The organism is Caproicibacterium sp. BJN0003 (assembly GCF_026314295.1).
Classification (GTDB): Bacteria; Bacillota; Clostridia; order Oscillospirales; family Acutalibacteraceae; genus Caproicibacterium.
Genome location: NZ_CP111108.1, coordinates 2239121 through 2264362 on the forward strand (window position 1 = coordinate 2239121; position 25242 = coordinate 2264362).

Consider the following 25242-nt stretch of genomic DNA (forward strand, 5'->3'; position numbering starts at 1 on the left):
GCTTACTCCTTTGCCTTGATGCCATATTGTGTCTGTACCTTCATACCGGCCTTGAGCGGTGTTACACAAGTACGGATATTGGGTTTTCCATCCACAATCATGACGCAGTCCGTACAGCGCCCAATCGCACAAAATACGCCGCGCGGTTTTCCAAAACGAGAAGTATAACGATGAGTCATCACCCCCGCCGCACGCAAAGCTGCAGCAATCGGTTCTCCTTCGTATCCCTGCATTTCTTTTCCGTCCAATGTAAAGGTGACTAATTCACCTTTTTGAAATTCCCCCAAAATCGGATGTTTCTGAATTCTCACGATATTCGCCCCTTATATTCAAAGTTCCTCTGCTGAAGTCTCTTTTATAACGACAGCAGGAGATTCCGTGCCTTCTAGAATTCCCTCATAATTGACTGCAGAGTCTTCTTCTCCCGGACGCAGTTCAGCTCCTGTTCCTTTTTTCCATTTATAAATGCCTGCACTGACAGCTACGATCACCAAAGGCACAATTAGCCAGATTATCATTGCTGGAATCAACTGTCCGCTCATAAACATGATCGGTACCATCGAAACCTGGAACATATCCACAAAGGTGGTAAAGATTCCGGCCACTCCGACATCTTCCAAAACCGGTGCTTTATAATCCGGATCACTGATACGATACAGGATGACGCCGATCGCCATAACGCCGGTACACATTCCAAAGACATAGATTCCACGCTCAAACCAATAATTGTGGAAAATCCGACGGGATACAAACAAAAGCCATATCAAGCAGCATGCAAGGCCAAGCAGAGAAATGATAATGAGCGGCACTGCATAGCTGATAACAACACTGATATTAATTGATGCAACACCGAACCCAACCAAATAATCGGTCACACAGGAACCGATTCTTGTAATCAGCTTCTGATCCACATAATGATCCAACTTTACAGCTTGCAGCAATTTATTCATCAGCCAGCCGCAAATCAATGCAATTCCATAAGTCGGTACGGAAAAAGAAGGCCAAATGCTCTTGAGCACATTGTTTAAAAGATACGCGCCGCCTACTGCGGTCAAAATAATGCAGAGATGCCATGCTAAAGGATCAATCGAAATTGAATTTACAGTCGCCTTACCGATCGATTTCTGATTCTCTTCTTCCACTAATCCTGTTTTCATTTCCTGTGAAAGCCCGTTAACTTCCTTAATCAAGCGGGTCCATTTTTTACGTGTCCCGATATTAATCAAAAGGATTCCGATGAAAATTCCATCCAACAAGCCAATTGTTGCAAATGTCTGCCCAATCGAAGTGGCAGAAGTCCAGCCGCAGCCCTCCGAAAGAGCCGCTCCAACGGCAGCCGCCGTTCCATGGCCGCCTTCGAATCCGGATGCCATCAGCATTCCAAAGCCTGGATTTAGATCTGGGAAAATTGTGGCCGCTAAAATCAAAGACGCCGCAATTCCGACTCCCCACTGGATCATAATCCCACTCGTCGTCACTGCAAAAGTGTCGCCAACACTTTTGATTGTCTCCTTGAATTTTGTTTTTTGTCTGCGGCCGATCAGCAATGTTCCAAACAATACCGAAATCATGATGCTTGGATAAACTGAAATACTGCTGCTCAGCGGCAAAATATTCATAAAATATTTTCCGCCGATTACCCCTAAGATTCCTGCTACTAGCGAAGATGGAATATACCAATTTTGCAAAAATTTCAATTTTGTCCGCAGAATATTTGCAATAAACAGTAACGCGGACATAATCGCAAAGTCATAAAACAAAGTTGTTGCCGAAAATTCCATGATGTTTCCTTCTTTCTTAAATCAGACAAGTGTAAACCCAAAAGCAAGTTAACTCGAAGGAAAGAACGTCATTGTTCAAAATTGCCAGGGCCGTCACATGTAAATAGAAAGACTAGTCTTTTTGGCATCAAAAAAGGAGCCCATGACAAACGAATGTCATGAACTCCTCTTTGAACTTTTCTTTTTCCGGAATACCTTTACTATAAATTTCTTTGTTATGAAAGTCAATATTCTAAGGCGTACTAAAAAAAATACATTTTATCTTATTTTTTAAAGTTTAGAGGAAAATCAAAGCCGAAATCTTTGATATACCTCAGTACACCATTCAAAATATTCTTCTGTATGTCGGCGATATGTCTTCTCAAATTTCAGAGCATCTCTTTCTTTAATTGCCTCCATCAAAACCCGATTATCTGCAATCGAATGAAGATGCTTTTCCAGTGGAATCCCGTTCCAAAGCCAATTAAAATTACAAAGCGGAGGAATAGAAAGCCATACTTTCATCACAAGCGGCATTTTTGCCTCTTCCATAATCGAAATTCGAAACTGACGGCACAAATCTGCAGCATGGTGAATTTCTCGCTGCTCCACAAGCAACCCAATTTGTTCCAACTGTTTTTCTAAAGAAAGAACGCTTTTTTCTGTAATCCGTTCCATCGTATGATGGATCATCAAATCCACCAAAGCACAATCCAACTCAAGCATCTCATGAATTTCTTCCAAACGAACCACGGCAATGGTCCAGCCACAGCCGGTAGAATTCCTTTTGATCATGTTTTCGTTCTCTAATTTTTGCAGTGCTTGCCGCGCCGGGGTTCTGCTCACCAAAAATTTCTGCGCAATTTCTCCCTCGGTAAGGACTACATTTGGATTAAATTGTCCGTATAAGATCTCTTCTTTTAATCTGCAGTAAACATCCTCTTTTAGAGAACGACCCATTTTCTCATCTCCTTCTATTGAAATCATTTTAATAAGAAAGAGAATTTTTGTCAATCATGAATATAATTTGTTTATAACAATTGATAAAAACGCCTAATTTTAATTTACATAATTTCTAAATTATTTTGATCTGTTTTTATATAATTCCCTTATTAAATTAAAAAATAGCAATTTTAAATTAATAAAAAATAGTTTTTAAACAATTTTAAGTACTATACTTCATTTTTTCCTAAAAGCCGGGGCGCCAAAAAGATTGCCAAAAGCATCCCGCTAAAGCCCCCCACCAGTTTTCCAAAAATCAGCGCGGGAACAATCTGTGGAAGCGTCTGGGAAGCATATGCCATATGATCGCCGAACGTGCAGGATGCAGATACAATCAGAGAAATATTCAGCATTCTGCCTCGATCATCCATATCAGACAGCATTTCCATCGTAGGTAAAGGGTTTGCAAGCGTAATCAAAAGCCCCGTTACGGAAGTTTTATTGATTTTCATCCGTCTGCCGATACCCTCCAGTCCTTTGTGCCCAACTTTTCGCAATACAAAAAGTAACGGAAATGCTCCAGCTAAAAAGATCGTGATTCCACCAACAATCTGAAATACTTCGTTGATGCTGCCCATTCCATCTAAAATTTTCAGCCCTGTCAGCTGAGAAAATCCAGCGATTGCCAGGCCTGCTATCGAAATTCCTAACATAATTTTTCCAAAAACCGAAAAAGCAGGCACAATCTTTTCTCCCAAAAGCAACAAAGCAATTAAAAGGGCTGCCGAAACGATCAATACCGGTATCGTATTAAAAAGCAGCATCGAAAAAGGAAAGCCTGCTGCCAAACCACCTGCAAGACATCCCAGTGGAATAGTTGCAACTCCGGCTACCATTCCATAAATTGCTGCCGGACGTTCTTTTTTCTTTGTAAAAGTCATCATTAAAGGCAACTGAAACATGATCGTTGTCCCCAACATAGAGCCTACGATCATTCCATTGTAAATTCCGGCCTGCGGATCGTTTGCCATCTCCGTTGCCAACACATATCCGCCTGAATCATTTGCAATTACTAAACCCGCAAAACTAGAAGGGTCCGCTCCAATCGACTGAAAAATCGGGGCCAAAACGAATCCCAAACTATGTGCCGCTACCGGTGCCAGAACCATAAAGCCTGACATGCACAGAATCAATCTTCCCGCTGACTGAAATCCATTTTCAAATTCTTTGCCAAGCCCATATCGGTTTCCAAAAATATCATCCAATGCACCCAACAGCAAAAAGGCAGCCATAATTGCTGTTAGGACCATTTGGAAATTCAATTTTCACTCCTCCTTTTTTCCCACTCTTTAAAATTCGACCTCTCAGCCTGTGGATCCTGTTTTTTCTGCTTCTCCGGTAGCAACAATATCCACACCGGTATCCAGAATGTTTGGAATCAACACCTGATAACGACGAACCGGTGCTTGTAAATGCAGCATATGAATTTTTTGCATACAGCTCATCAACAATTCTTTTGGCAACGGACGGTTGGAACGCACTGCTACAAGTGGCTCATTACTGCCGCTTACTAAAGCAGTAGAGGTCAAAATTCGTACCGGATGAACAAATTCACTGCGGGCGTACTGTTCTCCGCGAGCACAAGTATAACCTTTTACCGAGCGAATCACTTCTCCTTCTCCGCAAACAGTGATTCTGCATCCCATCGGACAAACTGTACAGGTAATTTCTTTTTCCATGATCAAATCCTCTTTTCCGCATCGACTATAAGCGTTTCCCCTGAGAGTGAAGCGGTAGGAACACAGATATGCTGCATTTCGCCCGGATTTACACGAGGCAGACGTTTTTCAAAAAGCAGTCCTTCATCACAGGATACTTTTAATGTCGTTTCTTTCTGCGGCTGTTTTACGCGAAAATAAACCATTGTATCTTCCGCTTCATCGGAAACCGCAATTTTCTGTGGACAAAGGTACCTTACATTTTCTCCCGGCTGACATATCACCACCCGCTTAAAAGGTGGAAGCTGTCCCATCGCATATTTCGCCGCATTTTTCCCAGCCAGCATACTTTCTGCTGAAACATTATCCACCAAGTCGTTTACATGAACGACATTTCCGCAGGCAAAAAGGCTGGGAGCACTGGTCTGCATATACTGATTGACGACCGGCCCGTTTGTTACGCTGTCCATTTCAATGTTAGCTGCTCTTGAAAGTTCATTCTCAGGGATCAAGCCGACTGAGAGCAGCAAGGTATCGCAGTCAAAAAACACTTCTGTATTTGGAATCGGGACACGGTTCTGATCAACTTTTGCTACATAGACTCCCTCTACACGCTGATTTCCAACAATTCTTGTTACAGTATGAGAGAGCAGCAATGGGATTCCGAAATCATCCAAGCACTGTACCCGGTTACGAATCAATCCTGCAAGATAGTCCATCACTTCCACGACTGCGACTACCTTGGCCCCTTCCAGTGTAAGGCGGCGTGCCATAATCATCCCGATATCTCCGGAGCCTAAAATCACTACTTTTTTTCCGACCATTTCATTCTGCCGATTGACCATTCTCTGAGCGGAACCGGCGGTATAAATTCCTGCTGGACGCGTTCCCGGAATCTGAATATTTCCCCGGGTCTTTTCACGGCATCCCATAGCAAGGACCACACTTTTGGCTTTTACCATCGTTATTCCATAGCGGGAATTCGTGCAATAGATCGTTCCGTCTTGCCGAACTTCCAAAACCATGGTATCCAGCAGTGTTTCAATCCCAGCCTGCTCCACTTTTTCAATAAAGCGCCCCGCATATTCGGGTCCGGTGAGTTCTTCCTTAAAAAGCGACAAACCAAATCCCGGATGCACGCACTGCTGCAAAATGCCTCCCAATGCGGTGTCACGTTCAATGATCAATACTTTCTCCGCGCCCTGCTCTTTCGCTGCAGCAGCTGCTGCAAGCCCTGCTGGGCCTGCTCCAATCACCGCTACATCACATGTAATTTCATACATTATGTAATCCCCCTTATCTTACTTTTCCGGCAATCATATAAGAACCTTTATCATTCTTATTGATTTCCTCAGCAGATACTCCCAGTTCGCGTGCAAGAATTTCGAGCACTCTTGGCCCACAAAATCCGCCTTGGCAGCGCCCCAGCCCTGCGCGCACACGGCGTTTAACCGCATCCATACTCCGGGCAGGAATCGGGCTGTGAATTGCCGCAACGATTTCTCCTTCTGTGATCGTTTCGCAGCGACAGATCACTCTGCCGTATAAAGGATCTTTTTGGATCATTTCATCTTGCTGCTCCCGGGTAAGCTCCCGAAACCTTACGATCCCTTTTCGAACCGGATTAAAATCAGGATTCATTTCTGCAGGCATTCCAATTTTTAAAAGGGTTTGTGCCACATATTTTCCAAGGGAAGCGGAAGCCGTTAATCCCGTAGAACGCACTCCTGATAGATTTACATAATTTGTTAAGTCGTCATAAGTATCTACATGCAGTCCCTCCGGATTTCGATTTGGACGCAGGCCGCTGTACTGTGTGATCGTATCGCGAAGATTGACATTCGGAATCAAGTGCCGCACATCTTGGGCAACACTCTTAAGTCCTGCCGCATCCGTTGATCGATCCTCCTTATCTGAAAGGTCTTCCGCTGTCGGACCAACCAACATATTCCCGTGGATAGTCGGACACATCAGCTTTCCTTTCGTAACTTTCGTTGGAATCGGCAGTATAATATGTTCTACTTTACAGGATGTATTTTTATCAAGAACATAAAACTGTCCTTTTCGCGGATTCACTGTATAATCATTTTTTCCAACCATTGCTGCAATTTCATCACAATGCAGTCCAGCTGCATTGACAACCCATTTACAGGAAATTTCGCCGGCTGTTGTTTCCACCACTGTTATTTTTCCCTGTTCCACATGCATCCCGGTTACTTCTGTTCCCAAAAGAAAATCAGCACCGTTCTGCTGTGCATTTTCAGCATAACCAACCACCAACAGGAATGGATCAATGATACTCTCCCGCGGAATATATAGCCCTGCTTTTGTCTCAGGGTTCAAATTTGGCTCCATTTTAAGCAATTCCTTGCCTGAAAGATATTCCACATCATATACACGATTTTTAAATGCCTTTTCTTTTAATGCCGGTAATTTTTCATACTGTTCCTGAGTGATTGCCGGAAGAATTCCACCAATTCTCGAAAATGGGACATCCAGATCTTTCGTAAGCTTGTCATACATAGGGTTTGCTGCAACCACTAACTGAGATTCCAATGTATCCGGAGAGGCATCATATCCCGTATGAATGATTGCACTGTTCGCTTTGGAAGCATCTCCCCCAACATCTTCCTTCTTTTCGACCACCAATACGCGGACCTGATATTTTGTCAGTTCTCGCGCGATGGAACAACCAACCGCTCCGGCCCCAATAACCAACACATCTGTGCTTCTCATTGTTTTTCCTCCTAAAACTAAAAACTTTTATGGTTTCTCTTTTTGAAGCCATCCAAGAGAACGTTCCACTGCTCTGTGCCAATTGTAGAGCAGTGTCTGCCGCTCATCCTCTGACATTTTGGGCTCGTATCGACACTGTAATTTCCAGTTACTCTCAATTTCACTTAAAGACGAAAACCATCCTTCTCCAAAAGCAGCAAGATAAGCTGCTCCCAAGCTACTGGTTTCCGAAATCACCGGGACATCTACAGGGATATTCAAAATATCCGCCTGAAACTGCATTAAAAAGGAATTGACCGTCATCCCTCCATCTGCACGCATCACTTGAATCGGAAATCCAGAATCTCTGATCATAACATCTAGATTGTCAGATACCTGATAAGCAATACTTTCCAGAGTCGCCCGAACGATCTGCTCTTTTTTGGTCATAGAATTGATGCCAAAAATCGTTCCGCGCGCACAGTTATCCCAATGGGGGGCTGCCAACCCCACAAACGCCGGTACAAAGTAAATACCACCATTATTCTGTATGCTCTCTGCCATTTGCTGCGTTTGTTCAAAAGATTCGATCATTCCCATCTTTTCGTGCAGCCAATTAATTGCCGCTCCAGCTGTATAAATACCGCCGTCTAAGGCAAATGTATCTTTTCCTCCCAGATTCCACGCTACCGTCGTCAAAAGTCCTCCCGGAGACTTGATAGGCGTCTGCCCTGTATTCATAAGAAGAAAACAGCCTGTTCCATAAGTTGTTTTTATCATTCCTGTATGAAAGCAGCACTGCCCAAACAGCGCCGCCTGCTGATCGACTATTAAACCTGAAACGGGAACTTGGAGTCCCAAAAAGCACTGCGGTTCGGTCATACCGAATCGTTTTGCACTGCTGCCAATTTGAGGGAGCATCTTACGAGGAAGGGAAAGCATCTCTAAAATCTCGTCATCCCATAATCCTGTATGAATGTTATAAAGCATGGTGCGCGAGGCAGTAGAAGGATCCGTCATATGGATTTTTCCTCCCGTCATCTTCCAGAGAAACCAACTGCCAAGTGTTCCTGCACAAAGTTCCCCCTTTTCCGCCCGCTGATGTCCATTGGGAATTTGATTCAATTCCCAAACAAATTTCTCTGCACTAAAATAAGAATCCGGAAAAAAGCCCGTGCGTTTTTGGATTTCTTCCCCATACTTTTCAGCTAACTCTTCGGACGCCGATACTGTTCTTCGATCCTGCCAATTAATTGCCTGTGAAAGCGGATTTCCAGTTGATTTTTCCCAAATCAAGCAGCTTTCTCCCTGGTGGTCAAGTCCGATTCCTAAAATTCTTGCATTTAAGGGAAGCTGCGATAACGCTTTCTTTACTGCACATAGCAAATCTTCCCAAAGAACATTTGCGTCCTGCTCCATCCAGCCTAGTTTTGGGCTGTTCATTATATGTTTTTGATAACCTTTTGCTGCAACATCCCATTTTTCATCCATTATCAACACTGTCGTTCCAGTTGTTCCAGCATCTATTCCCATAAAATATCCTTTATGTTCCATATAGCTTCCCCTCCGTGTGTGGAATATTGACAATATTGTGTGATATTTTATGGATTTATAATAGCATAGGAAATAAAAAATAGCAAGAAAAGAAACGTACTTTCTTGCTATTTTTTTCATAAAATTTTATTAAAATAACAAAAAAGCCTGTACTCTCAAAAACGATCCGTACAGGCTTTTTTGTTTGTAATTTTTTTCATGAAAAGATCACCGGGCAAAGCAAATCCGCAGTCCCTTATCTCGATAACGCTGAGCTTCTTTTTCTGGTAAACTGTCATCCACTACAATGGTATGAATATCCGAAACAGGGCAGACACGGTTCATTGCAATCACCCCGAACTTGCTGGAATCCGCAACGATAATGACTTGATCGGAATGTCTGATCATCAAACGCCGGGTATTGGCTTCTGCCAAATGATAATCGGTAATCCCACTTTCAATGGTAATCCCTCCAGCCCCAATAATTGCTTTATCTGCATAAAAATTTTCGAGACTATTATCACATAAATATCCGGAGACCGATAAATCCCCATTTCTAAGCTCTCCGCCCAGCAAAATCACTCGGTTTTCTGGATTTACTTCGATTAGTGCCTGAGCGGTCAAAGTAGAATTTGTAATAACGGTAATCCTCTTTTTGCTGCCAAGCTGACGTGCCGTTTCTAAGACGGTCGTCCCTACATCCATAAACAAAGTATCCCCATCCGATACCAATTCCGCTGCAGCTGCAGCGATTTTTTTCTTTTCGTCTTCCTTCTCTATTTCACGCCGTTTATATGCTGGTTCTTGTGTATTGAATCCTTTTTTGACGGCCCCACCATATACACGTTTCAAATAATTTTTTTCTTCAAGATATTCTAAATCACGCCGAATTGTTTCGATCGAGACACCGAATTCCTCCATTAAATCGCTGACCTTTACCACATTCGTCTGTTGAATCTTTTGAATGATCTTGCTTCTTCTCTCCTGTAGCATAAAGATTCCTCCAAAAAACAAAATTTTCTTATTTGGATTATACCACATTGTTTTGTGTAATTCCACATAAATTCATCATTTAACCCAAAAAATGCCGATCCGCAAAATTGCAGACCGGCAAATAAAAAAGTATATAGGAAGCAGGCTCTTATTCAAAAACGATTCCATCGATTGCGGTTGTGCCAAACTCAGTCAATGCACCGCCGCCGCCGTCAGCACGATTACATCCTGCCGGGAAAAATTCATCTCCAACTCTCATAATGCCGTTTGGCATTACCAAAAGTTCTCCATATGACCCCGTTTCAATAATTTTATGTCCTTTTTCTCTTAAAAGCTTTTCAGTATCCGGAGAAAATCCGTCTTCCAGCTCCAGCCCCTGATCGAGCGTTAAGCAGCACATATGCGGCGCACGAGTGGCAGGTTCCATCATCATTCCATAGTCAAGGGTATTGACGATCAGCTGAAGTGTGCTTGTGATGATTCGCGGACCGCCCGCACTTCCAACAGCCAACACCGGGACCCCATCTTTCAGTACGATCGTAGGAGACATACTGGAAAGCGGCGTCTTTCCCGGACGTACTGCATTTGCCATTCCATAGGCAAGTCCCTGTGTCGTACGCACGCCAACTTTAGGGCTGAAATCAGCCATTGTATTATTCATAATAAATCCATAGCCGGGAACTACTACACCACAGCCCCACCAGTTACGAATCGTCTGTGTCTGCACAACAACATTTCCCTCTTTATCCATGACAGAGAAATGCGAGGTACAGCCTGGATAGCTTTTCGCTTCAATTCCTTCGGTTGGTGCAAACTCCTGCGCTTTATCCGGATCAATCTTTTTCGCAAGTTCTTTCGCATATTCCTTAGAAAGAATCTTTTCAACCTGTACCTGTACAAAATCAGGATCTCCCATTGCAACCGAGCGATCTGCAAACATGATCTTCATTGTTTCTGCCAAAAGATGTGTGCTTTCGGCGGAATGCCATCCCATTTTCGCGAGGTCAAAATTCTCAAGAATATTCAGCATTTGGATGATATGAGTTCCGCCGGAAGACGGAGGCGGCATCGATACAACTTTATATCCCCGATAGGTTCCCTGTACCGGAGTACGCGGTTTTGGTGAACAATTTTTTAGATCTTCTTTTACCAGAACGCCTTTATTTTTTTGGACAGCATTCACGATAGCATCGGCTACAGGCCCATTATAGAACCAGTCAACACCGTTTTTAGCAACTGCTTCCATTGTATCGGCGAGCTCCGGATTCTTAATAATTTCACCAAAAGTACGTGGTTTTCCGTCGTGCAGATAAAGCTCTTTAAATCCTTCATAAGCTGCTGTATTATGTTCTGCTTCCGGAGTATCGCTGATCCGTGCATACATAAATCCACATTTGAATCCTTCACGGCATAACCGGATTGCAGGAGCCGACACCTGCTCCCAGGTCATTGTTCCGAATTTTTTCAGCAGATTATCCATTGCCTTGTAAAGTGCCGGAACCGCAGTAGAGCGGCCTGAAAACTCGGTAAGGTTCAGATCAACATCTCCATTTTTATCCAAGAACATATCCTGATATGCATTTAGCGGTGCCACTCCACGTGCATCACAGGCATAAAACTGGTTGCTTTCTTTGTGATAAACAACATGAAAACATCCGCCGCCAATGCCGCAATGGTATGGTTCAACAACTCCCAGCACCAAAGAAATTGCAACCGCCGCATCAATGGCATTTCCGCCATTTTTCATCATTTCCAAACCAGCACTTGTCGCATATGGGCTATTGGAACTCACAGCTCCTCCTCGACCGGACGGATATGGACGAAACATCGCAATTTCTGAAAGAGTTTTTCCCAAATAGGGCTTTGTAGGCATAAGACAAACCTCCTTATGATAGGGATCATTTCCCTGAAACAAAATTTTTATTTTCAGTTACGCCTGAATCGCATTTTCTTTTTTAGATGTTAAAAGTGTGGTGATAATACCTACTCCATAGCTGACAACAATGACAGCATAGATCGTCTCGATTTGATTGGACAATCCGCTGATTACCCAAATCAGTCCAACAATAATACCGGAAATCATGCTTGCCAGTGATGCTTGTTTTGTCGTACGTTTCCAAAGCAAACCAGCAAGAATAGAAAAGCTTACCGGGCCGGTAGAACATTGAATCAGGATCTGGAAAGTTGTTGTCAAAGCTGCGCTGGGCAGTAAGAAAGCAGGAATCAGTGTGCAAACGGAAAAGATTAAAGTGCCATAGCGAGAAACTTTCAACATTTTGTCTTCAGAAGCTTCTTTATTGATCTGTGTTTTATAAATATTTGTAATGATTGTTCCTGTTGCCATCATCATAGTAGCCATTGTGGCTGCAATAATCATAGTAGCAACTGCAAAAATAACGCCTGCCATGACTGGGCTGGTATATTCTTTAATGGTCCACGCAAAAGCAGTTGCACCATTTCCCAAATTACTGGTAGTAGCAGCGCCTATCATGCCAATAATTGCGGTGAAAATACAAATTGGAGCCGCGAATACATAGCCAATAATGCAGCCTCCACGCGCTGCCTTTGCATCTCTTGCCGCCATAATCGGCTGCAGAACAGACTGCATAACGACAGAGGACAAAATACCGGAAAGCAACCATCCAACCCATTTTTGTGTTGGCATACTGCTGAGTTCTCCGTATCCTTGGGGCAGAGAGGAAACCAAGCCCGAATATCCCCCAAAGTGCTGCAGAATAATTACCACAAATCCAACCAAAAGTACATAAATTCCAATACAAACCACTTTTCCGACGGATGCTGCACCTTTCATTCCTGAGAATGCAGTATAAACAGTAGCAATTGCTAAACCAAGAACGATGGCCCAATTCGCATCCAAACTTGGTACTGCAATCTGGATAACCGAAGCAACTGTTTTAAGCTGAACCGGAATATACAAAAATCCGAGAATAACCCAAACATAAGAATAAAGCTTAGAGCTGCTGGTGGAAAAACGACTTGCTAAGTAAGTTGGTACCGAATCCCCCGGCATTCTGTCTCGCAAAATTTTTGCAAGTCCTGCTGCAACTAACAGATAAATTCCACCTGCCAGTGAATACCATGAACCCGCAATTCCCATCGTATAGCCATTCTGAGCTGCACCGACAATACTCATGCCTCCGATCTGCCATGCTCCCAAAACACAACCGACTCCGACTGCACTGAGTGTTTTGTCTCCGCCTGACCATTCTTTGGAATTGGACATTGATTTTCCTGCAAACATGCCAATTCCTACAATCAAGACAAAGACAATAATCCATGTAATTGTAGTAACCATATAAATCCTCCTTCATTTTTTTCTTTTATCTATCAAAACAACCGCCGTACCAAAGTGGCTGTTTTTGATCTCACACAAAATTTGCAATCTTGAGTTGACGTCTGACAAATCCGCGTTTATAATGAAATCAAGATTCCAAGATTCCTTATAAAATCACTGATTTGTACAATTTTTTTATAAGGTGTATCTGTTTTATGTCTATCGTGCTACCATAATATCATATGAAGTCCACAAAAACTTGTAAAAATCAGAACAACACCTTGTAAAAAGCAGAATATATTCGCGTCAATTTTAAACCAGGAGAAATAAGGAGGAGCACTATGGACAAAAATAGAACGGATTTCAGTACAATGGTATCCGTTCAACCGTTTTGGGATGCAGAAAAAAGCCATAAAAGCCTTTTGGCCGAAGGAAACAACGGCACACCCATTGCGGTTGTGCATGAGCTAAAGAACACCGGTAAAACAGATGGATTAAGTTGTGTTCCTGGAATTGGTCTGGTTGGAATTTTATTTTCTACAGATCCAAACAATCCATGTGCTATTTGTTGCGGTACATTGAATCAAAGCAAAAAAGTTCCACTTTACGGAATGCTGCAAGTTTTTGCCTGCCAATTTTTTCCAGGAGAATTTACCAGGATTTTTGGAATTCCCAGCAACGAACTTGCAGATACAGAAATTCCATTGGATGATCTTTTGCAACCGGGATCCATTTTAGATCAAATGGCATACTCCGAAACTTTTGAGCAGCGCATCAAATATCTACGAAATTTTATTCTTCAATGGGAAAGCCGTACAAAGCAGCGGGAAACTTCTTCTTTAATCCAAAAGATGATGCACGATGCTCTGATGCAGCACGGCAATATCCGAATTTCTGAACTGCAAGAACAAACCGGCTACAGTGCCCGATATCTTCAAAAAGTGATTACAGAACACGTAGGGCTTGCCCCTAAAACAGTTTTGGCGAATATTCGTTTTCAAAATGCACTGCGAACAATGATTGAACACCCAGCAATGTCCATTGTGGATGTTGCGCAGGACTGCGGTTACTATGACCAATCCCATTTTGCAAAAGCATTTAAAGAATATATGCATATGCCGCCTTCTACTTTTCAGGAGAAAATCCAAAAGGAATTTTCCCCAGGAAAGCTAGATTTCATCACCCTTTAAAAGAATATAAAAAAGAGAGGGAATACAAAGTCGTTTTTTGGCTTTGTGTTCCCTCTCTTTTATGAATAACAATGAATCTATTTAATTTACAGAAAACAAAAGATCCCCATAGCATGGATAGGGCCAGTAGGTCTTACCAACTAATGGTTCTATCTGATCGGCAACTGCTCGAGTTTTTTCCATCTGCACCAAAAGTACATCTGCACAATATCGGCAAAGCTCTTCTACATCCGTAATTTTCTGCTCTCCAGAGACCGCCTTCTTCAAAGCTTCCAATTCATGGAAAAGTTCTACTGACAAACTCGAAAGTTTCTTAATTAAAGTTTCCTCTACTTCGTAAGAAATTCCTGCTCCAATCTGCTTTTTCAGAGAAATTTCTTCGGAAAGCATCTTCATATAGCTGCACATCGCAGGAAAAATCTGCTTTTGGATCATATCTTCCATTGTCAGAGCTTCGATATGCTGCTGTTTATTATAATTTTCCATCTGAATCTCGCAGCGGGAACAAACTTCCATACGAGACAAAACTCCATATTTTTCAAACAATTTAATGTTCTCTTCTTTTCTGTAAAGAGGCATACAATCAGCTGTAGTCGCTAGATTCAGCAATCCACGTTTTTCGGCTTCTTTTACCCATCCATCGGTATATCCGTCGCCGTTAAAAATGATCCGTTTATGGTCCCGATACACATGACGAATCAAATGTTCCAATTCATAGTTAAAATCCTTCGCTTTTTCCAGCCGGTCCGCATATTTGCAAAGCACATCAGCAACGATGGTATTCAAAATCATATTTGGACAGCCAATAGAAACGGTAGAACCAAGCATACGAAACTCAAACTTATTTCCGGTAAATGCAAAAGGAGAAGTACGATTACGATCGGTCGCGTCTTTCGGCAAATTGGGCAATACATCCACGCCAATTGTCAAAACAGATTTCCCCTGACTCCCTTTATATTCCTCTTTCTTTTCAATGGAATCCAAAACTTCGGTAAGCTGATTCCCCAAAAAAATCGAAATAATTGCCGGTGGTGCTTCATTTCCGCCAAGCCGATGATCGTTCCCTGCACTTGCAACAGAAAGGCGCAAAAGATCCTGATGTGTATCCACCGCTTCAATAATTGCGGTTAAAAACAACAAAAAGCGTGCATTTGTCCGTGGAGAATCTCCAGGCTCTAAAAGATTGATTCCACGGTCAGTACTCAATGACCAGTTATCGTGTTTACCGGAACCATTCACTCCATTAAATGGCTTTTCATGCAGCAAACAGGAAAGTCCATGCTTTGCCGCAACTTTTTTCATGATTTCCATTGTCAACTGGTTCTGGTCGGTTGCTACATTCACAGTTGTAAAGATCGGGGCCAACTCATGCTGCCCCGGGGCAACCTCGTTATGCTTCGTTTTTGCAAGAATCCCCAATTTCCACAATTCCTCATCCAAATCTTTCATAAAGACAGAAACCCGTGGCTTAATAACGCCAAAATAATGATCTTCCATCTCCTGCCCTTTCGGCGGCATAGCACCAAAAAGTGTACGTCCGGTATAGATGAGGTCTTCACGCTCTTCAAACAGTTTTCGATCAATCAGAAAATATTCCTGCTCCGCACCTACGGTTACATTCACACGCTGTGTCTTTTGATCTCCAAACAACCGTAAAATTCGCAGAGCCTGTTCATTAAGAACATTCATGGAACGCAGAAGCGGTGTCTTTTTATCCAGCGCTTCTCCTCCATAAGAGCAAAAAGCAGTGGGGATACAAAGGCTTCCATCCTTGATAAATGCATCGCTGGTAGGATCCCAAGCAGTATATCCACGCGCTTCAAAGGTAGAGCGAAGGCCGCCGTTCGGGAAGGAACTAGCATCCGGCTCCCCTTTGATCAACTCCTTACCAGAAAACTCCATGATCACTTTTCCACCCGCCATGGGAGAAATAAAGCTATCGTGCTTTTCTGCGGTAATACCATTCATCGGCTGAAACCAATGCGTAAAATGGGTGCAGCCATTTTCTACCGCCCAGTCCTTCATGGTGTTTGCTACTACATTTGCCACCTGGGGATCTAATGGCTTCCCATTTTCACGGGTCATTTTTAAAGCCTGATAGGTATCCTTGGGCAGTCTCGCTTTCATAACCGAATCATTAAAGACCAATGTACCGAATAGCTCCGGAACCGTACTCATCATAAAAACTCCTTTCAAACAAACCACTCTTGTTAGATGCCTCTTTCGACGATTCACTTTACTTTTCTTAAGTGAATATGAAAATAGCGCAAAAAATAAACTTCTTAATGAACTATTTCTAAAATTAAATTCAGTATAATACGCTGATTATATAAAAGTCAACGCAGTAAATATGAAATAAGCTCCAAATTTTTTGGCTCTTTTTTTAACTTTGTTTTTCTGTTTGATTCTCTCATAAAAACAAAGCGAAATAGATTAGAAAATATGTTTTATCTTGTAGAAATTCTAAAAATGTATTATACTATTTAGCACATGCAAAAGATATCGTTCATCACATTGCAACTAAAAAAGGGGGCGACAGAACGCTTTGTTTCGAGAGATGCCTTTTCTCAAAATGCTGATAAATAATCTGCTTTTGATTGGCTTATGGCAGGGGATCACTGTATTCGCATGCCAGCATCTTCCTGATTCCCTTTTTGACGCTCGGCGTGCCCTTTATCAACCGCGAAAATGGGAACAAAACGGTCGTTGGTACCGGTCCCACTTAAAAATTCAAGACTGGAAAGATTGTCTTCCTCAATTTATTTCCAATGGTGGATTTTCTAAGCGTTCTTTAGGCAATGCCCTAACTCTGGAATATATAGACCGTTTTATTTTAGAAACTTGTCGCGGAGAATGGATGCATACCCTCGGTGGATTTTGCTTAATCCCAATTATTTGGCTGAATACACCGCTAGTTTCCATTACCATTTCTGTTCCCCTTTTTCTTGGAACATGGCCTTTTATCATCATCCAACGCTATAATCGTTTTCGGCTACAAGTTCTTCAAAAGAGACTGGTTCGGGAACAAAGCCATGAACAGCATGTTTCCGTTCCCACTTGAATCTTTAATAAAGAGATCCTATCTATGAAAAAACGAATCCAAATCAGAATTCTTTTAATTGGAATTGTATTCTGTCTGGCTGGTATTTCCGCCCGGGCAGCTGAAATGACCCCTTTTTCTATTTGTGAAAAAGGTTCAGCTTGTCCGGGCGGAACTTTTTCAATTTTGCTGCAAGTGACTCCATCAAAAGAATCCCCCGCAGCTTTTCGAGCAAGCTTTTCTTTTAACGAAGACGTTTTTTCCTATGAGGGTGTAACTCTTTCAAAAGGCGTTACCCAAAACGAATTTTTCGTTGGAAACGGCTCCCCCTTACAGTGTATTTATGCCTGCAATGTCGAAGATGGTGTTGCCTCTGTCCTATCTGGTACAATCGCTACCTACCATTTTCGTGTAAAAGATACGGTAAATAAAGGGGAATCCTACCCATTTTCCCTATCAATCAGTGAAGTCTGCGATTTTTCTGCTCGGCCACTTAATTTAGATACCCAACAAGATTTATCGATCCCCATTGTAAACAGCTCCAACAGTACAGACGGTGATGATTCCGGTCCACTTTTACAAGATCTTTCGGTCACTAAACCGGAGGGTGTTTCTCTTTCTCCCGACTTTTCTTCAGATCACCTGGAATACGAAACAACCGTCCCCGCAGACGAAAATGAGATTTGGTTTTCTGCACAGAGTGTAGAAGAAGGAAGCAAAATTACAGTTAATCGCCATACTTTAGGTGCTGTCGGAAGTACAACAATCATCCGGATCACCGTAAAATCTGCAGATGGAAAACATTCGTCCGAATACCATGTGCAGGTCTCCCGATCGGAACGCTCCTCTGAAACAAAAACGGAAAACGGAACGGAAACCGGACGCAGAACCAGAACCGGTGGTACTGTCGGCGGTTCTGTAAAAAAAGGCTCCGCCAAAAAATCGACGGGAGCAAGTGTAAAGCGTTCCACTTCATCAGAAGATCCCGAAGATGAATCTTACACCATTGATTCTGGTTCAAACCGCAAAAATTCTTTTTCTTTTTCCCAAAATCAATTCCCAGCCTTTTTATCCGGCGCTGCTATGGTGGGTGTTGGTGCACTGATTGCTTTGCTCTGTATCCTATTACTTCGTAAAAAGAAAAATTAAAACGATTCAAAACCTAAAAATTTATTTTATTACCGAAAAAGTGCCTGATGGATTAATTCCATCAAGCACTTTTTCAACGTTTTATAAAACCCTCAAGCTATTTTTCAGACCGCTGTATCAGAAGTAGCTTTCTCCGAATTCTCTTTTTTCCCAAAGAGTGTCTTTAGACAGGAGGCCGCTACCATAATACCAAGGGCAACCAGCAAGACCGCCACAATCAGCTGAAGGCCATCGGTCATGAAAACAAAATTATTGGAACCGAGTTTGACAACAATCGAGATAATCGACTGTACCAGAGCGGTAAAAGTAACCGCCAGCATCACAAACATCGGTACATAAAGCATCCAACCTTGGCGTCCCGTGCATTTGAGGAACACCGCGAGGCTGATAAGCACCAAAGCTGCGAGCAGCTGGTTTGCAGAACCAAACAGCGGCCAGATATTGTTATAGCCGCCAAGACTCAGAACACAGCCACAAGCAAGCGTAATAATCGTAGAAATATATTTATTGCTCAGGAATTTTGCTACGGAAGAACTCCCTTGCCCAAACAGCTCCTGGAACGCAATCCTGCCGATACGGGCAACTGCATCAAGGCTGGTAAGTGCCAGAGTCGAAACCGCCATATTCATAACACACATTGCAGCGTCCTGCGGCATACCGATCTGTACGAGGAAGCTTGCAACGCCTCTGGAGAAGATTGCAAACGGCGTTCCCTGGGCAGCTGCATGCGTTACCGGATCTGCAGCGGCACCTGCGATGCAGAGTGCAACAACCGCCAGCAAAGATTCCAGCAGCATAGCACCATAGCCAATCGGAAGCATATCTTTTTCATTCTTGATCTGACGGCTGCTGGTGCTGGAAGAAACCAAGCTATGGAATCCGGAAACTGCACCACAGGCGATCGTTACAAACAGCATTGGGAAGAGCATTTTCCCATTCACATTAAAGCTGGTCACCACCGGCAGATTGATGGAAGGATGCATTACCAAAAGTCCAATTACTGCGCCGGCGATCATAGTCAAAAGCAAAAACGTGCTAAGATAATCGCGAGGCTGAATCATTACCCACATAGGCAATGCGGCAGCAATAAACAAATAAGCAAAGATAACAGCAAGCCATGTCCCCTTATCTGCATAAATAGGGAAATTAAGGCCGATTAACATCAAAACAGCTGTAAACACAATGCCGCAAGCCGCTAGGACGCCGCTCTTTGGCTTTGCATATTTCATGAAAAATCCAAAAATTACCGCACCAAAGATAAAAAGCATAGTCATGGAAGCTGTGCCGCCGTTGGCATAAACCTGAGCACCAGTATCGGGTGCAAAACCGCTAAACGTGCCAGCAACCATATCCGCAAAGGCTGCGATAACCAACAGGCTGAAAAGCCATTCAAAAATCAGGAACAATGTTTTTCCGGTTTTCCCGATATAATTTTCGATGATAGAACCGATCGTCTTGCCTTTTGTCTTTACCGAAGCATACATGGAAGTAAAGTCCTGTACTGCTCCAAAAAATACACCGCCGATCAAAATCCAGAGCAGTGCCGGCAGCCAGCCAAACATACAGGCAATAATTGGGCCTGTAATCGGGCCTGCACCCGCAATCGAACTAAACTGGTGACTAAATACAACCAAGCTGTTGGTAGGAATGTAATCCTCGCCGTCTTCTTTTTCATAAGCCGGTGTTTTCGCATTGGGATCAACCCCCCAAGTTTTGACCAACCATCGGCCGTACAGCAAATACCCACCGCCCAGCACGACGATCGAAATTGCTACGATGATAAGTGCGTTCATCTGTGATCTCTCCTTTTCCTCAAAAAGTCCCTCAAGTTTCTTCTATGCTATATAAAAAAACCCCCGCCTCTGATTTTTTAATCAGAGGCGAAGGTTTTGAATTTTCTCCGCGGTACCACTCTGTTTGTCGTTTTTTAAACAACCGCTTTTCCCGCTAAGGGGTTCCCTTTTAACGGTGGGTATTCCGGCTTCGGTTACTTTCCAATTCACCGAAACAGCTCGCAGGTGAGGGCCATTCTCTTTCTCTGCTACCGCTTTTCACCAAATAACGGTTCTCTGTGTGCTCAAAAGAGCAGGTCATATCCTGTTCCATGCTTTTGTTTGATTTGATTTGTCTCAAAGCATAGCACTGTCATCGTGATTATGCAAGAATCTTTTTGCATAATTCATTCATTTTGTACGAATGCACAGTGTCCATCCCATTTCATTCCTTGATTTTTAGTCAACTTGCATCTTTTACTTTAAAGCAGTAAATTTTTCAAAAAAAGCATTGACTTTTTTTGAAAAAACTCATAAGATAAAGCAAATATAATTTTTTCAAATGCAATGATAGGGACAAAGTTTCTAATGTGGATTCCTCACAGAGAGGCGCTATTTCGGTGAAAGGCGTCAGGAGCATATTTCTGAATCATCCCCCTTGAGCAGACGGCTGAACACAATTCTTGTCAGTAAGTGACGTCCGGATTTCCCCGTTATCGGAAAACGCATTTTAAAGTTATTTAACTCCGATGCGTATGAGGTCACAAAACCTTTTGTGATAAAGCAGAGTGGTACCGTGGTATCTGAAAAACAGAGCCGCCTCTGTTTCCTGAATTTTTCGGGAACAGAGACGGCTCTTTATTTTTTTACAGTAAAAAATGCCGGCTTTTAGAGCTGAAAGAAAAGAAAGGGGTTCAACTTATGAAACTGACTGGTGCGCAAATCATTATGGAATGTTTGCTGGAGCAGGGCGTTGATACGGTATTTGGCTATCCCGGCGGCGCCGTTCTGAATATTTATGATGCACTTTATGAATATCAGGACCGAATCCACCATATTCGTACTGCACACGAACAGGGTGCTGCCCATGCTGCAGACGGTTATGCGCGCTCTACCGGGAAACCTGGCGTCTGTATTGCAACTTCCGGCCCGGGCGCTACCAATCTCGTCACTGGAATTGCCACTGCCTATATGGATTCCGTTCCGATGGTAGCAATCACTGGGAACGTCAATGTCGAACTTTTGGGGCTGGATTCCTTTCAGGAAGTGGATATTACCGGGATCACGATGCCGGTGACAAAGCATAATTTTCTGGTAAAGCACATCGAAGATCTTGCCGATGTTATTCGGCAGGCCTTTCAGATTGCAACAACCGGGCGGCCCGGTCCCGTTCTGGTGGATATTCCCAAGGATGTGACAGCTCAGCTTTATGACTATGAAAAATGTGCTCCGCTGCCCGTCCCAAAAGGAAATTTTCCGACCGATGAACGGTTTAATGAAGCACTCGACATACTAAAAACAAGTCGGCGTCCCTTTTTGTATCTTGGCGGCGGGGTCATCTCAGCAGAAGCTTCTAAAGAAGCACGTGCTTTTGCTGATCTTCTCGATGCGCCGGTCGCTTCCTCTCTAATGTGTCAAGGTGGAATGGATGCAAAAAGTCCCCGCTATTTAGGTCTTCTCGGAATGCACGGAACAAAAGCCAGTGCCCAGACATTAAAAAACTGTGACCTTTTTGTCGCCGTGGGAACTAGATTTTCCGATCGGGTTTTATGCAACTCCAAACTTTTTGCACAGCATTGCCCGATTCTGCAAATTGAAATTGATACCGCTGAATTCAACAAAAATATCGACTGTGATCTCAAGATGAAGGGAGATGCTAAAAAGATTCTGCGTAAACTTTTAAGACTTCTCCCCCAACAAAACCATCAGAAATGGATGGAGCAGACAGCCCTTTGGAAAGAGCAGTATCCACTCTCTCAGTCTTCTCCCACTCCGGAACTCCCTACCCCGAAAGAGCTGATCGAAGCTCTGGATCGATTAACTTCCTCCAATGCAATTATTGCGACAGAAGTTGGGCAGCACCAGATGTGGGCGGCTCAATTTTATCAATTTCACCGTCCCCGCCAGTTTATCAGTTCCGGAGGTTTAGGTACCATGGGATTTGGTCTCGGCGCCGCCATGGGTGCACAGGTTGCAAATCCAAAGCAGAAAGTGATCAATATCGCTGGAGACGGAAGCTTTCATATGAACTGCAATGAGCTTTCTACACTGGCAAATTACCAGATTCCCGTGGTGGAAATGGTCTTTAACAATTCTGTTCTCGGCATGGTGCGGCAATGGCAGAAGCTTTTTTATCACAATCATTTTTCTCAGACAAACCTCGATCACAATACTGATTTCTGTAAACTAGCGGAAGCATTCGGCGTTAAAGCCTATCGAATTCACACAAAAGACGAAGTGGAACCCATTCTCAAAAAAGCACTTGCAGAAAAGGGGCCTGTTCTGATCGACTGCTGGATCGATAAAGACGTTAACGTGCTGCCGATGGTCCCTGCCGGAGCCTCTGCAGAAGAACCGATGCTGGAAATGTAAGGAGGAAAGATCATGTACGACAAAAATCAAAGCGGCGACAAAGAATATGTGCTCTCTATCCTTGCAAGAAACAATCCGGGGGTTCTGCTCCGAATTGCGGGCCTTTTCAGCCGACGCTGCTACAATATTCTCTCGATTGTCGCCTGCCAAACAGAAGACACCAATTATTCGCGGATTTTGATTGTTGTCTCCGGAGATGACCGGATCGTCCGTCAGGTAGATAAACAGGTCAGCAAGCTGATCGACATCCAAGAAGTTACCATTTTGGACCGCAACAATACGATTATCCGTGAGCATCTGCTCCTCAAGGTAAAACGTACTCCCAAAAACAGTGAACGTCTGGTAGAAATTGCGAACGTATTTCATGCAAATATTTTGAATGTAGAACCAAATTCTATGATTTTGGAACTTACCGGAGACGCTTCTACAATCAATTCTTTTATCGAACTCTACACGCCCTACCAAATTTTAAAAATTCTCCGTACGGGCTCTATGGCAATGTCTAAATAAAAAGCGCTAAAATCAATTTCATCATTTGACCAAAAAGGAGGAGCAAATCCATGCTCACGCAACCTATGCTTACGCTTGATAATGTTTATCACGCCGCCTTCGTTCTGCGGGAAATTGCCCGAAAAACTGATTTGATTCCCGCTCCCCAGATCGGCGAAAACTGCAGTGTTTATCTCAAAACAGAAAATCTTCAGGTAACAGGTTCTTTTAAAGTTCGCGGGGCGTATTATAAAATTTCGCAGCTGACTCCCGCTGAAAAAGAAAAGGGAGTGATTGCCTGCTCTGCCGGCAACCATGCTCAAGGCGTTGCACTGGCTGCTGCCAAAAATCATATTTCCTCTCTGATCTGTATCCCCGCCACCGCTCCAATCAGCAAAGTGGAGGCAACCAAACGCTATGGTGCTGAAGTCTGTCTGGTTCAGGGCATTTACGACGATGCGCATGACAAGGCTGTAGAGCTCCAAAAAGAAACTGGGCGGACACTGATTCACCCCTTTGACGACCCGGACGTAATTGCTGGTCAGGGAACAATCGGGCTTGAAATTCTGGATCAAATGCCGGATGCCGATGTCGTTTTGGTTCCAGTCGGCGGTGGCGGACTTGCTTCTGGGGTGGCATTTACCATTAAATCTCTTCGTCCAAGCTGCAAAGTTTACGGAGTACAGGCAGCCGGTGCTGCCAGCATGGAACATGCACTTCAGACAAGAAAGCCGGAAGGGGTGGAAGAAGTACACACCTTTGCGGATGGTATTGCGGTCAAATGTCCAGGAGATCTGACCTATAAGCTGTGCAACAAATATCTAGACGGCGTCATTACGGTTTCCGAAGATGAGATCGCGGCAGCAATCCTGACCCTGATCGAACAGCAAAAACTGATTACAGAAGGTGCAGGCGCTGTCTCTGTTGCAGCCGTCCTTGCAAATAAGCTGGATCTTAAAGGCAAAAAAGTGGTTTGTCTGCTCTCCGGCGGAAACATTGACGTGACCATTCTTAGCAAAGTCATCAGCCGTGGTCTTCTCAAATCCGGCCGCTCTGCAGAACTGACTTTTAAATTGCTGGATCGTCCCGGTGAATTGAGCACAATCTCTTCTACGATTGCAAAGCTCGGGGGCAACGTTGTCGGCGTCTATCACGACCGAAGTGATTTGGAAACCGATGTCTCCGGCTGTTTTCTGCGAATCCGAATGGAAACCCGCAATGCCGAACATATCGAACAAATTCGCCGTGCATTGGAAGCCGAAGGATATCCTTCTATCTAACGATTCGCACCTCGATCCATATATATAATATAGAAAAGGGAACCACAAATGAAATAGGTGGTTCCCTTTTCTATATTATTATAATGTAAAACAATTGGATTTTCAGATAAAGAACATGTAAGAATTCAGCTCACCGGCAACCTTTTCCGCTAAGTCGGAAAGTGTAAAAGATTCCAAAGATGTTTTGACCTCTTCATCCATCTTTTGATAAACAGTATCTAAAGTATGATTGAGTGCCTGGTGATCTTCACTAAGGACTGGTTCAGCCTTTTCAAAAAGCGCCTGGTCACAGGCTTTTAGCACTGCATAAGCGGTAATTTTTTCCGGCAGCATCGCCAGCCGATAACCGCCCTGTGCACCTTTCGTCGAGAGAACCAATCCCGCTCTTTTTAATAAAGAAAACACTTGCTCCAAATAAATTTTCGAGATATTAAGTTCCTCAGAAATCCGCGCCACCGTCTTCACCGTATCGTGGCCGCTCTGTGCCAAATAAACCATTGCTGCCAAAGCATATTTCCCTTTCGCGGAAACGCGCATAATCAGCCGCCCCCCTTTTCGCTTCTTCAATGATACTCAATTTCAAAATGCTTGTCAATCAGGAGGCCTTTTCTTAAATAAGAAAAATCCTCCGACTGGCTGGATCGGAGGATTTGCGCTTTTTAAAAAAAGCGCAGTTGTAAGAAAAGAGAGGCTTATCTATTCTAAGCACTTGCAAGCATGTTGAACATTCAAGGTACAAAATAGTGTTCCATATTTCTCTATGCGACATCATTA

20 protein-coding genes and 1 other annotated feature are annotated in these 25242 nt (G+C 43.4%); of the genes, 6 read left to right on the forward strand and 14 right to left on the reverse strand.

The window, feature by feature from the left end; genetic code table 11:
• Positions 1 to 2 precede the first annotated feature (2 nt).
• The 11 genes from OP489_RS11170 to OP489_RS11220 form a co-directional block, all read right to left on the reverse strand.
• Positions 3 to 311 (reverse strand): (2Fe-2S)-binding protein, encoded by a 309-nt coding sequence (locus OP489_RS11170; RefSeq protein ID WP_180341990.1) that lies wholly within the window; start codon positions 309 to 311, stop codon positions 3 to 5.
• Between the two features lie 18 nt (positions 312 to 329).
• The gene (locus OP489_RS11175) at positions 330 to 1781 is read right to left on the reverse strand and encodes a sodium/glutamate symporter (RefSeq protein WP_266162058.1); all 1452 of its coding nucleotides are present in this window, start codon (positions 1779 to 1781) and stop codon (positions 330 to 332) included.
• A 288-nt stretch (positions 1782 to 2069) separates the two neighbouring features.
• A complete protein-coding gene (locus tag OP489_RS11180) occupies positions 2070 to 2720 on the reverse strand; it encodes a GntR family transcriptional regulator (RefSeq protein ID WP_266162059.1) in 651 nt (216 codons plus the stop codon).
• A 212-nt stretch (positions 2721 to 2932) separates the two neighbouring features.
• On the reverse strand, positions 2933 to 4024 hold the full coding sequence (locus OP489_RS11185) for an ethanolamine utilization protein EutH (RefSeq protein ID WP_266162060.1): 1092 nt from the start codon (positions 4022 to 4024) through the stop codon (positions 2933 to 2935).
• Between the two features lie 42 nt (positions 4025 to 4066).
• Positions 4067 to 4441, reverse strand: coding sequence for a DUF1667 domain-containing protein (locus tag OP489_RS11190; protein WP_266162061.1), 375 nt, complete (start codon positions 4439 to 4441; stop codon positions 4067 to 4069).
• Positions 4442 to 4443: 2 nt separating this feature from the next.
• Positions 4444 to 5703, reverse strand: coding sequence for an NAD(P)/FAD-dependent oxidoreductase (locus OP489_RS11195; protein ID WP_266162062.1), 1260 nt, complete (start codon positions 5701 to 5703; stop codon positions 4444 to 4446).
• A 13-nt stretch (positions 5704 to 5716) separates the two neighbouring features.
• Positions 5717 to 7156 (reverse strand): NAD(P)/FAD-dependent oxidoreductase, encoded by a 1440-nt coding sequence (locus tag OP489_RS11200; RefSeq protein WP_266162063.1) that lies wholly within the window; start codon positions 7154 to 7156, stop codon positions 5717 to 5719.
• A 27-nt stretch (positions 7157 to 7183) separates the two neighbouring features.
• Entirely contained in the window at positions 7184 to 8689 is a 1506-nt protein-coding gene (locus OP489_RS11205; protein ID WP_266162064.1) for an FGGY family carbohydrate kinase, read from the reverse strand.
• A gap of 207 nt (positions 8690 to 8896) precedes the next feature.
• Entirely contained in the window at positions 8897 to 9661 is a 765-nt protein-coding gene (locus OP489_RS11210; protein ID WP_266162065.1) for a DeoR/GlpR family DNA-binding transcription regulator, read from the reverse strand.
• A 148-nt stretch (positions 9662 to 9809) separates the two neighbouring features.
• Complete coding sequence (gene ggt, locus OP489_RS11215; protein ID WP_266162066.1) at positions 9810 to 11534, reverse strand: gamma-glutamyltransferase; 1725 nt, start codon at positions 11532 to 11534, stop codon at positions 9810 to 9812.
• Between the two features lie 57 nt (positions 11535 to 11591).
• The gene (locus OP489_RS11220; RefSeq protein ID WP_266162067.1) at positions 11592 to 12977 is read right to left on the reverse strand and encodes a sodium:solute symporter family protein; all 1386 of its coding nucleotides are present in this window, start codon (positions 12975 to 12977) and stop codon (positions 11592 to 11594) included.
• 320 nt (positions 12978 to 13297) lie between these two features.
• On the opposite strand from OP489_RS11220, the gene OP489_RS11225 reads away from it, so the two are divergent.
• On the forward strand, positions 13298 to 14146 hold the full coding sequence (locus OP489_RS11225) for an AraC family transcriptional regulator (RefSeq protein ID WP_266162068.1): 849 nt from the start codon (positions 13298 to 13300) through the stop codon (positions 14144 to 14146).
• 81 nt (positions 14147 to 14227) lie between these two features.
• Here the strand turns inward: OP489_RS11225 and OP489_RS11230 are convergent, their stop codons facing one another.
• Entirely contained in the window at positions 14228 to 16324 is a 2097-nt protein-coding gene (locus OP489_RS11230; protein WP_266163537.1) for a glutamine synthetase III, read from the reverse strand.
• A gap of 367 nt (positions 16325 to 16691) precedes the next feature.
• Between OP489_RS11230 and OP489_RS11235 the strand changes: the two genes are divergently transcribed.
• Positions 16692 to 17207 (forward strand): hypothetical protein, encoded by a 516-nt coding sequence (locus OP489_RS11235; RefSeq protein ID WP_266162069.1) that lies wholly within the window; start codon positions 16692 to 16694, stop codon positions 17205 to 17207.
• 24 nt (positions 17208 to 17231) lie between these two features.
• Positions 17232 to 18335: a cadherin-like beta sandwich domain-containing protein gene (locus OP489_RS11240; RefSeq protein WP_266162070.1), complete on the forward strand. Its 1104-nt coding sequence runs from the start codon at positions 17232 to 17234 to the stop codon at positions 18333 to 18335.
• Between the two features lie 104 nt (positions 18336 to 18439).
• Here OP489_RS11240 and OP489_RS11245 read toward each other — a convergent pair whose 3' ends face one another.
• Complete coding sequence (locus tag OP489_RS11245) at positions 18440 to 20128, reverse strand: carbon starvation protein A (protein ID WP_266162071.1); 1689 nt, start codon at positions 20126 to 20128, stop codon at positions 18440 to 18442.
• Positions 20129 to 20208: 80 nt separating this feature from the next.
• Positions 20209 to 20449, reverse strand: a binding site (T-box leader).
• Between the two features lie 579 nt (positions 20450 to 21028).
• Between OP489_RS11245 and ilvB the strand changes: the two genes are divergently transcribed.
• From ilvB to ilvA, 3 genes are all read left to right on the forward strand, one after another.
• On the forward strand, positions 21029 to 22699 hold the full coding sequence (gene ilvB / locus OP489_RS11250; protein WP_266162072.1) for a biosynthetic-type acetolactate synthase large subunit: 1671 nt from the start codon (positions 21029 to 21031) through the stop codon (positions 22697 to 22699).
• A 12-nt stretch (positions 22700 to 22711) separates the two neighbouring features.
• Positions 22712 to 23209, forward strand: coding sequence for an acetolactate synthase small subunit (ilvN, locus tag OP489_RS11255; protein ID WP_266162073.1), 498 nt, complete (start codon positions 22712 to 22714; stop codon positions 23207 to 23209).
• 65 nt (positions 23210 to 23274) lie between these two features.
• A complete protein-coding gene (gene ilvA, locus OP489_RS11260) occupies positions 23275 to 24468 on the forward strand; it encodes a threonine ammonia-lyase (protein WP_266163538.1) in 1194 nt (397 codons plus the stop codon).
• A 102-nt stretch (positions 24469 to 24570) separates the two neighbouring features.
• Here the strand turns inward: ilvA and OP489_RS11265 are convergent, their stop codons facing one another.
• Positions 24571 to 25005 carry an RrF2 family transcriptional regulator gene (locus tag OP489_RS11265; protein WP_266162074.1) on the reverse strand — a complete coding sequence of 145 codons (435 nt, stop codon included), beginning with the start codon at positions 25003 to 25005 and terminating at the stop codon, positions 24571 to 24573.
• Positions 25006 to 25242 lie beyond the last annotated feature (237 nt).

Coding starts and splice junctions, on each gene's coding strand:
- OP489_RS11200 (WP_266162063.1), bottom strand. CDS start 7,156: ATGAGAAGCACAGATGTGTTGGTTATTGGGGCCGGAGCGGTTGGTTGT.
- ggt (WP_266162066.1), bottom strand. CDS start 11,534: ATGCCTACAAAGCCCTATTTGGGAAAAACTCTTTCAGAAATTGCGATG.
- OP489_RS11205 (WP_266162064.1), bottom strand. CDS start 8,689: ATGGAACATAAAGGATATTTTATGGGAATAGATGCTGGAACAACTGGA.
- ilvB (WP_266162072.1), top strand. CDS start 21,029: ATGAAACTGACTGGTGCGCAAATCATTATGGAATGTTTGCTGGAGCAG.
- OP489_RS11230 (WP_266163537.1), bottom strand. CDS start 16,324: ATGAGTACGGTTCCGGAGCTATTCGGTACATTGGTCTTTAATGATTCG.
- OP489_RS11220 (WP_266162067.1), bottom strand. CDS start 12,977: ATGGTTACTACAATTACATGGATTATTGTCTTTGTCTTGATTGTAGGA.
- ilvA (WP_266163538.1), top strand. CDS start 23,275: ATGCTTACGCTTGATAATGTTTATCACGCCGCCTTCGTTCTGCGGGAA.
- OP489_RS11245 (WP_266162071.1), bottom strand. CDS start 20,128: ATGAACGCACTTATCATCGTAGCAATTTCGATCGTCGTGCTGGGCGGT.
- OP489_RS11240 (WP_266162070.1), top strand. CDS start 17,232: ATGAAAAAACGAATCCAAATCAGAATTCTTTTAATTGGAATTGTATTC.
- OP489_RS11225 (WP_266162068.1), top strand. CDS start 13,298: ATGGACAAAAATAGAACGGATTTCAGTACAATGGTATCCGTTCAACCG.
- OP489_RS11210 (WP_266162065.1), bottom strand. CDS start 9,661: ATGCTACAGGAGAGAAGAAGCAAGATCATTCAAAAGATTCAACAGACG.
- ilvN (WP_266162073.1), top strand. CDS start 22,712: ATGTACGACAAAAATCAAAGCGGCGACAAAGAATATGTGCTCTCTATC.
- OP489_RS11175 (WP_266162058.1), bottom strand. CDS start 1,781: ATGGAATTTTCGGCAACAACTTTGTTTTATGACTTTGCGATTATGTCC.
- OP489_RS11265 (WP_266162074.1), bottom strand. CDS start 25,005: ATGCGCGTTTCCGCGAAAGGGAAATATGCTTTGGCAGCAATGGTTTAT.
- OP489_RS11180 (WP_266162059.1), bottom strand. CDS start 2,720: ATGGGTCGTTCTCTAAAAGAGGATGTTTACTGCAGATTAAAAGAAGAG.
- OP489_RS11195 (WP_266162062.1), bottom strand. CDS start 5,703: ATGTATGAAATTACATGTGATGTAGCGGTGATTGGAGCAGGCCCAGCA.
- OP489_RS11190 (WP_266162061.1), bottom strand. CDS start 4,441: ATGGAAAAAGAAATTACCTGTACAGTTTGTCCGATGGGATGCAGAATC.